Raw genomic sequence first — 13,629 nt, 5'->3', positions numbered from 1 at the left:
TATGAATTATGCACTTATTATAGCTGGAGGATCTGGCAACAGAATGGGTCAAGATATCCCTAAACAATTCATGCACGTAGACAACTGTCCTATCATTATTCATACCCTGATGGCCTTCCAAAAACATCCTGATATACAAGGCATTGCTGTGGTATGTCTAGCAGGATGGGAAACGGTTTTACAATCGTATGCCAACCAGTTTAATATAACTAAGCTAAAATGGGTATTCCCAGGAGGCGATAATGGACAGCAATCCATTCACAATGGCATATTCGGGTTAAAGGAACAAGGATGTAGTGAAGACGATTTGGTACTCATTCACGATGCCGTTAGACCATTAATATCACAAGACATCATTTCTTCCAACATTGCCATCTGCCAAAAATACGGAAATGCCATTACCGGTATACAATGTAGAGAAGCGATTTTAGAGAGTGCCGACGGCTTTACCACAAATCGAAGCATACCTAGAGACCAACTTATTCGCACACAGACGCCTCAAACTTTTCGCTTAGGAGATATTATCCAGGCACACCAGGAAGCTATAGAACGTGGTATCACAAATTCGGTTGCTTCATGTACACTATATGCAGAGCTTGGTGGCAAAGAGATGCATATCGTTGCTGGCTCTGAAAAAAATATCAAAATAACAACTATTGAAGACCTTGAGATTCTTAAAGCTCTTATGCAAATTAGACCTGAATCATGGCTCAAATAACACCTTATCAAAAAGATATTCTCTCATTATTCCATCAAGGAAACTTTCTTGCCTCATTAAATACTGGAAATATCCTTGTGGCTGGTGCAACTGGCCTTATCGGAAGCTGTATCATAGACATTTTGATGGCTAACCCTGACAAGGGCTATCACGTATATGCCGCCGGCAGAAATCGAAAAAGAGCACAGGATAAGTTTAGTCTCTATTGGGAAGATGAGTATTTCTCATTTATCGAAATGGATGTAACCCAACCTTTACAAGGAGACATCACATTCGATTATATCATCGATGCAGCCAGCAATGCTAGTCCAAACTTTTTTAAAACATCTCCCGTTGAGGTTATATTATCCAATATCAATGGTGTATCCCACTTGGCAAATTATGGAAAAAACCATGGACTTCAACGAATGGTTTATATTTCTTCTGGTGAAATCTACGGAGAAGGAAATGGACAAGAATTTAATGAGAAAGATAGTGGATATGTTGACTGTGCTTCATTACGTGCTTGCTACCCGTCTTCTAAAAGAGCGGCAGAGACTCTGTGTGTGGCTTACGCAGAAGAATACCATATCGATATCGTAATTGCACGTTTATGCCATACTTATGGACCTGGATTTACAGAATCGGACAATCGTGTATATGCTCAGTTCATTCGTAACGTACTTCAAAATGAAGATATCGTTTTGAAAAGTAAGGGGCTACAATATCGCTCTTGGCTGTATGTTATCGATGCAGCTCACGCAATACTACAACTTTTACTGAACGGGAAAAACAAAAATGCCTATAATGTTGCCAACGAGAATTCAAATATAACAATTCGACAATTGGCAGAACTAATAGCAGAAAGCACAGGACACCGAGTTATCTTTGATATTCCGAATGATGCTCTACAAGGAAACACAACACCTATAACCAAAGCTTCATTCAATACATCAAAGATTCAGGCAATTGGATGGAAACCACTATTCAATATAAAAGAAGGAATCAACCATACCATAGAATCTGTCAAGAAGGTTTAATCCTTCTTGACAAGTTCTGGTTGAATATAGACCGAATGAAATTTCCGCTTTTCCACAGGAGGAATTTCCATATAGTTACGATAAATATTTTTGAGATACTGATCAGGATTATGTGGCGCTGAAAATTCCAAGCCTTCAAACTTGATTACTGAAACTGGCAATACCTGATCACGCTCATGGGTTATACCATATCCATTGATAATCGGTATATTAGCATAACGCTTAGACTTCACCAAGCAACAAGCTAAATTCCAAAGCCCCGTATATAGATAATATTGAGCACCAAACCAGAAGAATTCAGCAAAAGAGCGCAAAGAATATCGATGCAAATGATGAAGAATAGAATTACTTTTAGAAATACCTTTTGCTAGTTTTTTTATCATAGACTTAGATATCCCAGGATGTTTCGTAAACGGAAATATATCGACATAGATACCTTTTAGATAATCGGATTCAAAATTATCACCATGTTCAATATATAAGGAGTTTAAATCACGCACCTTTACTATAGGCTCTTTTGATGACGGATCATTCCGGGGAGACTGAATGGCCAAATGTGCGGGTAATTCACGAGCAGCAATTTCTTCAAACTTCAACATATCATCATAGCCCATAGCGATATCAATATCGTCATCCCAAGGAATAAAGCCTCCATGCCTTACAGCCCCAAGCAACGTACCACCATCCAACCAATAATCTAGATGATGACGCTTACAAATTTTATCAATTTCCTGTAAAATGCTCAACTGCTTCAACTGGCAGGCACGCAAGTTTTCTTGACTATAGGCTCTTAAGTTTTCGTGAAAATCCATCATAACGTCAACATATACTTAGTAATCAAAACAATATTATAAACAGCCATATAGCTTGTCAAAATACCAACTAATAATCTAACTATCTTACTAGCCTTATTTTTTTCATTGAAGCGCTGGAATAGAAAGCTGATGGCTATCGGAATAATAAACAGCCAATGACATCCCATAATATAAACTTCATTCAGTCCAAATCCCAAAACAAAATGCAAACCAGTTTCAACAGAGATCCATGATAATACCATTAACATAAACTTATCTCGGATACCAACAACTAAGCCCGCCAAAAATAAACAGATAATTAAACCTTCCAGTACATAATTAATCCACCATTTGTAATGCACGACAGAAGGACGCCCAAGGTAAATATCTTTCAACAACCATTCTTGGTGCAAAATGATAGATTCGCCAAAGAAATTTTCAATAGCGGCCTGTCCACGAGGTGCTGATAAATCAGACCATTTCAACATTCCCTTATCTGCGAAATGTTCACCATTAATCTTCTTTTGGAAGGCCTTTACCTGCTTACTTTTCTCAGCCAATTCTGGATTTTTTTTGATTTTTTCAGCTTCTATCTTACGACCTTTTTCTTCGCGAGGTATAACATAGTTCTCATGTTGATAATAATAGGCGCCATAGAGTAAAGAAGCTGGAACAACTAGAACTAATAATACATTTTTCCAATGAAATGTACGCTTACCATCCACAAACCACACTGCAAGCAAAGTCTTAAAACCATTGGTTAAGGTTACACCTGCTGTAAGCACAAAAAGAATAGCCGCTTTATACCATTTATAAGGAGTATGATTTCGAATGTGCATACCTGCACTATACAATGTAAAAGTCAACAAAAATAGTGAGAATATAAAATGATCTGGCGACATCGAAGAAGTTAATATCGTAGCAAAAGAAAACATCATTGCTACCAGCAAATTACTATCTTTTTTAGATAATGCTAAAACTTCTCTAAAAACACGGTACATAAAGACCACCGAATAACAAGCTGCTATCATAATCAATACTGTCATAATGAGGATAGCCGCATTGAAATTATCGGTCAACTCCATGATACCTTTATTTAAACCATAAAAAGGGTAATAAAAAAGGGATATCAAAGGATGACGAGATAACACATAGAATACATCCCATTTATAAATCGTCATATACGCATAAGGATCATAACCTGATAATAACAGCTTATTATTATACAGACTCCAAGCACCTACTAAACCACCCCTGGTAAAATCATCAAAATGTACATATAGCATGAGCGCATTTAAGAAAGCAAAAACTAACCCAGCTATAACAACCAATCTTTTTTCTTCTTTTTTTATTCCGAATATTTTAAACGGATTTAACATGCCTTTTATTTTAAACAATTTTGACGCAAAAATAGTTATTTTTGACGATACAAACAATTTATTGCTATACTTTTTGCGAACATCCTAGAAAATCCCTACTTTTGCATAAAAGAACTATATGAAACAACCAGCCAAAATCGATATTGCCGTTTTAATGCTTTTTTTTAACCGTTCTGAATCTTTTGAAAAAGTATTCAAAGAGGTTAAGAAAGCTAAGCCAACCCGTCTATTTTTGTACCAGGATGGGCCTAGGAACAAGAACGATATGCCAGGTATCCTTGCCTGTCGTGAAATAGTAAAAGACGAGAATATCGATTGGGAGTGTCAAGTGGAACGACACTATTGCGAAAAGAATCAAGGATGTGACCCTTCTGGATACCTTTCACACAAATGGGCTTTTTCCATGGCTGATAAATGCATCATACTCGAAGATGATGTTGTTCCATCTCAATCCTTCTTTCCTTTTTGCAAGGAGATGCTAGATAAGTATGAAAACGATAACCGCATCACCATGGTCTGTGGTTTCAATGAAGATGAAATCAGTCCCAACATTCGGGAAGACTATTTTTTTACGTCCGTCTTTGCTATTTGGGGATGGGCTTCTTGGAAAAGAGTAATCGACCAATGGGATGACAGTTATTCTTTTTTACAAGACCAACAAACGGTACACCAATTAGAAACACTTATTAAAGAACGCCATTTTCGAGCTGATTTTATGAAAATGTGCCAAGATCATGCACATAGTGGAAAACCTTACTTTGAAAGTATTTTCTGGTCGACCATGCTTTTAAATCATGGTCTAGCCATCATGCCTACGAAAAATCTTATTACGAATATAGGTGCAACCACTGACTCCACTCATTATTCGGCCTTGCAAACTATGCCAAAAGCGCTTCGTTTCATCTTTTCCATGAAACAATTTGAACTGGATTTTCCCTTGCGACATCCTAAATATATTATTGAAAATATCGATTATAAACATAGTCTATATCGAAGAAACGGTTGGGGACACCCTGGACTGAAAATTGCGCGTTCATTGGAAGAATTGGTTCTCAACTTGAAATATGGCAACTTCAGTTTTATCCGAAAATCTATTGGAAAACGAATCTGTAAATGGCTAGGCAAAAGTAGACATATTTAAAAGCGCAAAGGCCATGTCAAGTAATGATACAACAGATACCCATGATATAGCCATAGATACAAGGTTATAACAAGCATAAATCCAAAGATAGTCCATTGCGCCCGAGATGGCAGATGACGATACAAATAACCTATTCCTATTGGGATAACGTACACCCAATGGCAGGCCATAATATACACTTCATTAAGGCCAAAGCCTAGTACAAAATGTAAGATTGTAGTATACAGCAAAATTACACTAAGTATCCATCCACATCGTTGTTTTCTACCCAACCAAAGTCCCCAAACAAATAGCATACAGAGTATTGCTTCCACCACATATTGCAGCATCCAGGAATAGCGCACTATAACAGGTCTTCTAACCAGTACATCACCCAACAAATATTGCCGATGTAACTGAATAGACTCTCCTAAAAAATTCTCAACAACTATATCTGTATAAGATGCATATTGATATACATCCTTCATCTGTTGCTGCACGGGATTACCCCACTCTCCCAAACCGTATTTTAAACTCAAACCAGTAATCATTAATAAAAATGTAGGCAACAGAAAAACAGGTATCCAAAAGCGGGGAGAGAAAGTAGATTTTCCATTAGTTATAAGAACTATAAACGCCACGATGATGCCATTACTTAGAGTTACACCGGCTGTCAAAACAAAAAGGATAGCAGCCTCAACTACACCAAAGGAAGTCTGCTGCTTTATTTTGCGACCACTTCGATACAAGGTGAGTAAAAGTAAGAACAAGGAAATGGCAAAATGATCTGGTACCAAGATTGCCACAAGAATATAAGCACACCCAAAGAAAAAATAAGTTAGGGTAATAGCAAATATTCGCTTGATTCCTATTTGTTCTACCAATATCCGATAAAGAAAAATATAGCTATAACAAGACAATACTATTAAGAGTACCCCTATTAGCAGTTGACAGCAATTTACCCCCGTTATCCACCACAACAACCGATTGAAAACATACAAAGGATACATCATCCAAGCCAATAAGGGATGTCGAATAACATCATATCCCTGATGCCAGTCAGTAAGCACACTATAGGTAATTGGATCAAAACCAGACATGTGAAAATTATTCATAAACACATCCCAATTGTGTGCATCATAATCAGCAAAAAGTACAAAAAACTTACTGATTATCAAACTGTGAAAAAAGATAATAAGTAAGAGAAAAAGCAAACTAGGTATACGTTCGTCCGCTTTCAATTGAAAGATACGAATAGCCTTCATCATCTCAAAAGATAACTGTTGAAAAGTATGCCGTTATACAGCAATAGAAATATTGTTAATGTCAGTACCAAAAGCCTGATCATAATGAGCACCTTGCCCGAGAGACGCTTAAAAAGATAACCTATAGCGATAGGTAAAATTATTAAATAATGAGGCGACATGATATACACCTCGTTGATGCCAAAACCAAGTACTACATGAATGAACACATCCATAGCAAAGAAACTGAAAGCTAACCAGAAATAGCGTTCACGAAAAGCACACAATATCCCCATGATAAACAAAAGGAAAATACAGATCTCTACACAATAATTACCTACCCATTTATACTCAACTATAACAGGCCGACGACTCAATACATCTTCTAAAAGATGGTCTTGATGTAATTGGATAGCTTCACCAAAGAAATTTTCGACCAAACTTTTACCACGCGGTGTCGTTATATCAGTCCACTGTGAAAATTCACCATGAGCAATAGGCTTACCCTGGTGCGCAAACATAGCCTTTTTATTTTTGCGTTCATTCTTTTTCTCTTGTTGCTCTGCAAGCAAATGTTCAAAGGCTTGTTTTTGAACCAATGTATCTTTGATATGGGTTGTATCCCTAAAAGCTTTCAGTAATTTTGTTCGTTCCTTCTTCACCTTTATAGCCTTCATCTCTTGTCGATGCAAAAAACGAGGTTTCTCATAATAGTTCCATTCCAATCGACTACCTATCCACAAACAAATTGCTGGCAACATAATCGCAAAAACTAGATTAGTGGGCTTCCAAAATTTCTTTCCATTTACAAAGAAGTTTGCTAAAAATACCTTAATGCCATTATTCAGGGATATACCACCAGTAACAAAAAATAAAATTATCGTCTGCCACTTGGTAAACGGTTTTCCACTTACCATTTTCACACCTGCTACATACAAAGTTAGTAACAACATAAACATAGACATGATAAAATGGTCAGGAACAACCGAAGCTATCATAATATATGCCATACTATACAAGAAAACAGACAATAAAATAGCATCCAAGTACTGTAACCCTAACAGCTCTCGCAAAATACGATAAAGAAAAAGAAATGCATAAAAAGCACAAAACAACAGAATCGCTCCTACTATAAATTGTACGCCATTATGACCTGTTAGCGCAATAACACCTTGATTAAGCTGATAAGGCAGATACATGAAGAAAGCTAACAACGGATGCCTATAAATATTATACTCTGTCCACCAATCAGAAACGACGGCATAGGTTAGTGGGTCAAAACCTGATACGTGGAATTTACTTACAAATAGCCTATGATAATTAGAATGAACTGCTATAAACTGATCTACATATTTATTGATGAATAAAATATGCCAAAAGAGTAGATACACAAGCATCACACAAGCTATACTCCGCTCTTCTAACTTAATTTTAAATATCGAGAAAAAGCTTTTCATGAGAATCCTATTATTTCTTCAAAAAGAATCTTACTAAGATAAAATTAGTTGGAACTGTTATGCAAAACATCGGAATCATAGCCACTTGTTTCGTTACACCTATTCCCACAAATAAATTAAGTATCAAAGTTTGCAAGGCATAATTAACGACATGCGAAAAAGCGAAACCTGCACCTCGTTTGGCACTAGCTTTCACTCTAAAGGTATAATGAGTACTTGCTATAAAATTAAACACAAAACTTATGAAATAGGCTATAGTATTGGCAATTGTAGCAACAACATTGTCACCCATATTTAACATTACTTGCTCCATCACATTTATTAGAAGCAAATAAATGAAGTACTGAATAGCAACAGCGATAACACCTACAACTCCAAAGCGAACAAGTTCACCAAGTTTCTGCTTCTTATCCTTATCGAAATGGTTTATAATGTCCTTGATCTGCATATTCTAACAATTCTTTATCTCCTCGACTATCGCCAAAAGCTTTTATTGAGTATGTTTGGCGTGGTTCATTTAATACCTGTTTTAATCGGTTCACCTTCTCCTGTCCATAACAATTGGGGGTGATGAAACGTCCTGTTAATTTTCCATCTCGCACTTCTAGTTTTGTACCTAACACCTGAAAGGAATCTTCAGCCGAAAAAATAGTAGAGAAAAAAGGGCGTACCCAGTTATCGATACTGGCACTAATTACCAAAATTTGATCTGCTTGTTTTTTTATAGACTGAAGATACTGAAACGCCTGAGGGCGGAAAAGAACATGTTTATCTCGAGCAAAATCATGGCACAGGGTATCAAAAGTCGTAAGCGACATGCCCTGAAAATAGAATGCAAATAATTGTTGCTTAGCCTTACCATTATCATACAAATGCAATTTCATCAAAACTAACAAAGGACTAAACAATAAGAATCCAAATATAAAGCGGAATGTACCCTTACTATATTTGATGAATTCCAAAAGAGTATCCTTATAGGTCAGCGTACCATCGAAGTCAAAAACATATATACTTTTCATGTCACTAGAACACATAGATAATCAATAAGAAGGCTAATACCCAAGCTAATAATACACACTGGGTAAACCGATCGCGTAGAATAACCTTAGTAGGGTCACCACTCTTCTTATCCACGACCGAAACCTGAATATAACGCAATAATCCTACTAAAACAAATATGGATGTAAGATAAAGATAATCGGAGTGAAAATTTTGAATAACCTCAGGACTAACCGTATACATAATATAACATACTAAGGTAACCGAAGCTGTTATCGTTATTGCCTGGTTGATAAACGTAAGATTATAACGAATCGTATTCTTACGAGGTGCCTCTCCTGTTTTTTCCATTCGCAGAACATCATCACGACGTTTAGCAAAACTCATAAAGAGGGTAATGAGGAAAGTCATCAACACAATCCACTTACTAAGTACAACGCCAACCGCAAAGCCTCCGGCCAATAATCGAAGTACAAAACCAAAAGCTACAATACACACATCAATAATCGCATATTGTTTTAATTTAGCGCAATAAGCCAAATTGAGGAGCCAATAAAATAAGATGATACTACCTGTCTGATAAGCTGAAGCGATAGGATTAACACGTTCATTCGGAAGTAACAACAATAAAGACGATGCACTCATAGCCAACAAGAACATTAGTCCCATCAGTCCATAAGCTTGAGGAATCGTAATATCACCAGCAGCAATAGGACGTTTACACTTTACAGGATGACGTCTGTCATCTTCTACATCATAAATATCATTAAAACAATAAATAGAAGAAGCCGCAAAGCTATAGGCTAAAAAAGTAATAAGACCAGCTAATATAGAATTTGTCTGAAATATTACACCAGCAAAAAAAGCTGGACCAAAAACGAAGAAGTTTTTTATCCATTGCTTAGGTCTAATTAACTTAAATAATTGATTTATATTTTGCATAAACTTTGTAATTTCGAACTAATCCAAACTACTATTTTCATTAATATCCATGAAACCGGAAGGGTAATAGCTACACAAACCATAAATATTGGCCAGTATCCCCACGAATGTGGCAGATAATCGAGTACAAAATGAATATGTATCAAATAACACTCCAAACTAAGAGCTCCAATAAAAGCAAAACCCTTATTAACGCATTTTGGGGTACGTCTAAATACTCGATTCAATAACAATATTGTTGTTATAGTCAAAGGTATATACAACATACGCTCCACATAAAGTGGAAATGCTCCATGTAAATGCTGTTCAAGGAAAATACTCGACAACAGAGTCATCAAAAACATGAGCCATATCATCCAAATAGAGGCACCATCCATCGTCTGCTTCTGACGAACCATCTCTCCCATGTTTATTCCGATGAAAAATATAGGAACCCGACTCCAAAATATTTCCAAATGGCCTACTGCATGATGGATTGGTGTTACATATTGCACTAAAATACACCACATGATCATCACAACAGGAAGCCAGCGATAGATAGGATGCTTTCTTATCAACTGCATGTAAGGAGGTGCAAACAAATATAACATCATTATAGCTGGAATGTACCAGAAATTCAACTCGTCATACAACCAAAAACCTATATTAAACGTTATTTCTCCGATAAGATAAGCCCATGCCTTAAAACTAAAACCATGAAAATGAGGAATATAATAGAGACTCGCAATAATAAGCCAAGCAGGATAAATACGAAGGAAACGACGTATATAAAAATGCTTATAAGATGGATTCTTTACCCATGAAAACCACAAACCTATACCACTCAGAAAAAGAAACATATCCACACCAACATTTCCCATTCTTCGCAATCCAAAGAATGCATCCCATCTAGGAAGACTGACATGAAACAGTATAATAAACAACATGGCTGCTCCCATCAATTCACCACGATACTTGCTGATGTTTGCTAGTTCTATATCCTTTATTTTAAGCATTGTCATGTATTATTTCGGTAATTTTTCCATTAATAAGTGAAATACCCATGCCAGACATAAACTGACTATCGCATAGATTAACAACCCCGTATACATATCACCGTTTCTGCTGATCACAATGAATATCTTACGTGTAATAGGATGGCTAACAAACAATGCTGCACTGATACTTCCCACCCAGTTTAAACGATTAAACAAAAAAGAAAAAATAGAAAAATGAGAAGCTAATGCTGTAAGCACCTTAACCATACCCACACTAAATGTGCAGACAAAAACTGGAACAAAATACCAAGTTTGATAGCTATAGCTGCCTGCTACGATAAGTATCGCTGAAACAACCACCATAATTGCATTTTGTTGAGTACTAAGCTGCTTACCAAAATGTGCATACAATAAGCCTAAGCCAAAAGGTAAAACACCTCCTATTGAGCTATAGCGGATATAATTTAAGGTTTCACCCTCCGGATCACAGAAGATCTGAGCTAACCAACAAACAACCATTGCTCCTACTGTCCATTTCCAACTACGACGATAAAGCAACAGACGATAAATGATATAGAGCTGCAGCATAAGACCAAAGAACCAATAAGGACCTGGCCAAATATGTCGGTCAGGATTTACCAAAAAGTTATTGACAAGACCTAATTGAGCAACAACATCTATTACACTATAATTCCACGGTCCTGGAGTTAGTCGATCTACCATGAGGAATGCAACAAAACCCACAATCATCATTTTGAATAACTTCATAAAATGATAACGTATAAATTGAAAAATGGAGTCATGGTGCTTTTCCAAATAAGCTGTACTTTCGTATTTACAAACTAGACCGTAAGCACTTAAGAAAAGGAATATAGGTACTCCATAATGCCCGAAGAAAGATAGCAGATGCATCAATATTTTTCCATCTGAATGCACCATTACTTGGGTAAACCAGTCTACATTATGCTGAAAATACTGATATTCGTTTTCTTTTACTATTGGATTGAGCCAATGACAATAGTTATGCAAGAATATGCCAATTATGGCTATTCCTCGTAAAACACTGCATTCACTTCTTGTAAGAAGTTCCTTTTTCATAGTTATTTCTTTTTCGTTGCTTGATCGCGTAACTTATCGTAGTCCGTAGTACCTTTCAGTATTCTTGGACGATTTTCATTATAATTTGGACTCAAAACATTATATTCTGCATGATAATCCTTGGCATGAATACCTCCCAAATACAATAACATATGAGGTAGAGCATCAGTCATAAACCTACGTTTTTTAGCTTCTATGATCTGCTTATAGATTTGCGGATGTCTATGCGAGAATTTAGGAGAACAGTAAATCCAAAATGGTATCTCAAACTCATATTTTGCCAAAGGATAATCGATAGATGAAGAATGATTTCTACAGATAAATCCACGATTCTCTTCATAACACTCCTCTCCATGATCAGGAACATATACTACAACCGCATCCTTTTTCCTGAATCGCTTGACAATCTGATTAACAATAGAGTCATTATAATAAATGGCATTGTCATAATAACTCAACACCTTACGTTGTCTATCGGTAAGTTCAGGCCGTTCCTCTTCATAACTAGAAGCCCAAAAATGACTTCTACCTTTTGGATAACGGTCTTTATAAGTAACATGCTGACCTATCAAGTGGAATATCACCAAATTATGGTGTATCGTATCTCGTCGTTTCTCTGCTAACTGTATTTTTCCCTCCTTTACAAAATTATCATAATCGGCGAGAAGTCCCTCATCATATTGATGCAGTTCTGTATTTCGTGTATCAAATTGAGCTTTATCCAATGTCGGATTATTTAAGAAAAAGCCACCACTAAAGTCGTATACAGCTTCTTTAGCTTTAGAAAGAAATTGATTCGTCAAAAAGGTTACATGATAACCCGCTTTACGAAACAACTCTGGGAACAATGGATAATCACACCATTCTCCTTTTTGTCCGACTACATGAAGAGAGAACATATTCTTAAATACGAAGCTCGTAAGATTCCAACACGTAACCACATCCGTAAATTTCACTAACTGCCCAGACTTTTCCAGTTCAACTTGCCTTGGAGTTGTGTCTTTGAAATAGCCATATTGCTGAGAATGATGTCTACTGTAACTTTCACCAATAATAAGAACTATCGTAGGAGAAGTATAATCACAGCTATCAACCTTGATTTTATCTGTAGCCGCTATTAATTGATCAATTTGTTGGGATGCTAGAGAATTAGCATAAATACTAAAGGCCAGTCGAGTTATTGGCACATATAATACAGCATGATCACGCTCTGTCAACGTATGTTCCACCTCTCCGATAGTACTTCCTGTCATCAGTTTCCATGTTGCCACTTTATTATGCAAACTTGTGAACAAGCCACAAAACAAGAATATTACACTAGCCATACCAACATAAGGTGCTATCTGATCACGAATATCCTTCAGACGAGCTACAAAAAGCAGATACTCTCCATATGTTGACTTTTGCGCCTGACGATAAATATAAGGTAGCAAGGATACTATAATCTGCACAAGCAGTAACAATAAGATGAAACCTACTTCGCTAAATATAATATCCGGTGATACTAAAGATGAAATAAACTCACCAGCCTCACGGCTATTCGTTTCTCCGACAAGAAGCAACATCGACGGATTTAGGGTTGAATCAAAGTTTACATAACAGTAAACATCCGCCAAAGCTGTAAGATAAAGGATAACATAAATGATCTGTCTGAACCAGAAACGAATCTTTCTAGGAATAATCATCAATGCCAGACACGTAATATACATATCAACAAAGAGTTCTAGATAAAGATTCGCATATAGAGAAGCTTTAGGTGGCGTCGTTATCCATGCACTCATCACACCTAAAAAATACATGAAAACAAATAGAGTTAAGTTTGCCTTGATAGGGACAAACAATCTATCAGAGAAATTCTTTAGCAAAGTCAAGATTTTCATAA

General features: G+C 36.4%; 13 protein-coding genes. 3 read left to right on the top strand and 10 right to left on the bottom strand.

The window, feature by feature from the left end:
• Window position 1 precedes the first annotated feature (1 nt).
• Both L6471_RS05275 and L6471_RS05270 read left to right on the top strand, forming a co-directional pair.
• Window positions 2-718: an IspD/TarI family cytidylyltransferase gene (locus L6471_RS05275; protein WP_006281302.1), complete on the top strand. Its 717-nt coding sequence runs from the start codon at window positions 2-4 to the stop codon at window positions 716-718.
• Window positions 706-1,737, top strand: coding sequence for an NAD-dependent epimerase/dehydratase family protein (locus L6471_RS05270; RefSeq protein WP_006281303.1), 1,032 nt, complete (start codon window positions 706-708; stop codon window positions 1,735-1,737). The genes L6471_RS05275 and L6471_RS05270 overlap by 13 nt, the downstream gene beginning before the upstream one ends.
• On the opposite strand, the gene L6471_RS05265 is transcribed toward L6471_RS05270, so the two are convergent.
• Complete coding sequence (locus L6471_RS05265) at window positions 1,734-2,552, bottom strand: LicD family protein (RefSeq protein WP_006281304.1); 819 nt, start codon at window positions 2,550-2,552, stop codon at window positions 1,734-1,736. The genes L6471_RS05270 and L6471_RS05265 overlap by 4 nt on opposite strands.
• Entirely contained in the window at window positions 2,549-3,910 is a 1,362-nt protein-coding gene (locus tag L6471_RS05260; protein WP_006281305.1) for a DUF6080 domain-containing protein, read from the bottom strand. The genes L6471_RS05265 and L6471_RS05260 overlap by 4 nt, the downstream gene beginning before the upstream one ends.
• 118 nt (window positions 3,911-4,028) lie before the next feature.
• On the opposite strand from L6471_RS05260, the gene L6471_RS05255 reads away from it, so the two are divergent.
• On the top strand, window positions 4,029-5,051 hold the full coding sequence (locus L6471_RS05255) for a hemolysin activation protein (RefSeq protein ID WP_094448339.1): 1,023 nt from the start codon (window positions 4,029-4,031) through the stop codon (window positions 5,049-5,051).
• On the opposite strand, the gene L6471_RS05250 is transcribed toward L6471_RS05255, so the two are convergent.
• From L6471_RS05250 to L6471_RS05215, 8 genes are read right to left on the bottom strand one after another with little or no spacing between them, the layout of a single operon-like run.
• Complete coding sequence (locus tag L6471_RS05250) at window positions 5,048-6,295, bottom strand: DUF6080 domain-containing protein (protein WP_027453094.1); 1,248 nt, start codon at window positions 6,293-6,295, stop codon at window positions 5,048-5,050. The two genes, L6471_RS05255 and L6471_RS05250, sit on opposite strands and share 4 nt — an antisense overlap.
• Window positions 6,295-7,731, bottom strand: a complete 1,437-nt coding sequence (locus L6471_RS05245) for a DUF6080 domain-containing protein (protein ID WP_237797519.1) — start codon at window positions 7,729-7,731, stop codon at window positions 6,295-6,297. Before L6471_RS05245 ends, L6471_RS05250 begins: the two co-directional genes overlap by 1 nt.
• A 10-nt stretch (window positions 7,732-7,741) precedes the next feature.
• Window positions 7,742-8,179 (bottom strand): GtrA family protein, encoded by a 438-nt coding sequence (locus tag L6471_RS05240; protein WP_006281309.1) that lies wholly within the window; start codon window positions 8,177-8,179, stop codon window positions 7,742-7,744.
• A complete protein-coding gene (locus tag L6471_RS05235; protein WP_237797518.1) occupies window positions 8,145-8,750 on the bottom strand; it encodes an HAD family hydrolase in 606 nt (201 codons plus the stop codon). Before L6471_RS05235 ends, L6471_RS05240 begins: the two co-directional genes overlap by 35 nt.
• A 4-nt stretch (window positions 8,751-8,754) precedes the next feature.
• Window positions 8,755-9,672 (bottom strand): decaprenyl-phosphate phosphoribosyltransferase, encoded by a 918-nt coding sequence (locus L6471_RS05230; protein WP_006281311.1) that lies wholly within the window; start codon window positions 9,670-9,672, stop codon window positions 8,755-8,757.
• Complete coding sequence (locus tag L6471_RS05225; protein ID WP_237797517.1) at window positions 9,660-10,673, bottom strand: acyltransferase family protein; 1,014 nt, start codon at window positions 10,671-10,673, stop codon at window positions 9,660-9,662. Before L6471_RS05225 ends, L6471_RS05230 begins: the two co-directional genes overlap by 13 nt.
• Before the next feature lie 3 nt (window positions 10,674-10,676).
• Window positions 10,677-11,747, bottom strand: coding sequence for an acyltransferase family protein (locus L6471_RS05220; protein ID WP_006281313.1), 1,071 nt, complete (start codon window positions 11,745-11,747; stop codon window positions 10,677-10,679).
• Window positions 11,748-11,749: 2 nt separating this feature from the next.
• Complete coding sequence (locus L6471_RS05215; RefSeq protein ID WP_237797516.1) at window positions 11,750-13,627, bottom strand: sulfatase-like hydrolase/transferase; 1,878 nt, start codon at window positions 13,625-13,627, stop codon at window positions 11,750-11,752.
• Between the last annotated feature and the right edge of the window lie 2 nt (window positions 13,628-13,629).

It is taken from the genome of Segatella bryantii, from assembly GCF_022024215.1.
In the GTDB taxonomy this organism is placed as follows: domain Bacteria; phylum Bacteroidota; class Bacteroidia; order Bacteroidales; family Bacteroidaceae; genus Prevotella; species Prevotella bryantii.
The sequence above is the reverse complement of the archived record's forward strand: the minus strand, read 5'-3'. Positions and strand labels throughout refer to the sequence as shown.

Coding starts and splice junctions, on each gene's coding strand:
- L6471_RS05230 (WP_006281311.1), bottom strand. CDS start 9,672: ATGCAAAATATAAATCAATTATTTAAGTTAATTAGACCTAAGCAATGG.
- L6471_RS05240 (WP_006281309.1), bottom strand. CDS start 8,179: ATGCAGATCAAGGACATTATAAACCATTTCGATAAGGATAAGAAGCAG.
- L6471_RS05270 (WP_006281303.1), top strand. CDS start 706: ATGGCTCAAATAACACCTTATCAAAAAGATATTCTCTCATTATTCCAT.
- L6471_RS05220 (WP_006281313.1), bottom strand. CDS start 11,747: ATGAAAAAGGAACTTCTTACAAGAAGTGAATGCAGTGTTTTACGAGGA.
- L6471_RS05275 (WP_006281302.1), top strand. CDS start 2: ATGAATTATGCACTTATTATAGCTGGAGGATCTGGCAACAGAATGGGT.
- L6471_RS05225 (WP_237797517.1), bottom strand. CDS start 10,673: ATGACAATGCTTAAAATAAAGGATATAGAACTAGCAAACATCAGCAAG.
- L6471_RS05215 (WP_237797516.1), bottom strand. CDS start 13,627: ATGAAAATCTTGACTTTGCTAAAGAATTTCTCTGATAGATTGTTTGTC.
- L6471_RS05265 (WP_006281304.1), bottom strand. CDS start 2,552: ATGATGGATTTTCACGAAAACTTAAGAGCCTATAGTCAAGAAAACTTG.
- L6471_RS05245 (WP_237797519.1), bottom strand. CDS start 7,731: ATGAAAAGCTTTTTCTCGATATTTAAAATTAAGTTAGAAGAGCGGAGT.
- L6471_RS05235 (WP_237797518.1), bottom strand. CDS start 8,750: ATGAAAAGTATATATGTTTTTGACTTCGATGGTACGCTGACCTATAAG.
- L6471_RS05255 (WP_094448339.1), top strand. CDS start 4,029: ATGAAACAACCAGCCAAAATCGATATTGCCGTTTTAATGCTTTTTTTT.
- L6471_RS05250 (WP_027453094.1), bottom strand. CDS start 6,295: ATGAAGGCTATTCGTATCTTTCAATTGAAAGCGGACGAACGTATACCT.
- L6471_RS05260 (WP_006281305.1), bottom strand. CDS start 3,910: ATGTTAAATCCGTTTAAAATATTCGGAATAAAAAAAGAAGAAAAAAGA.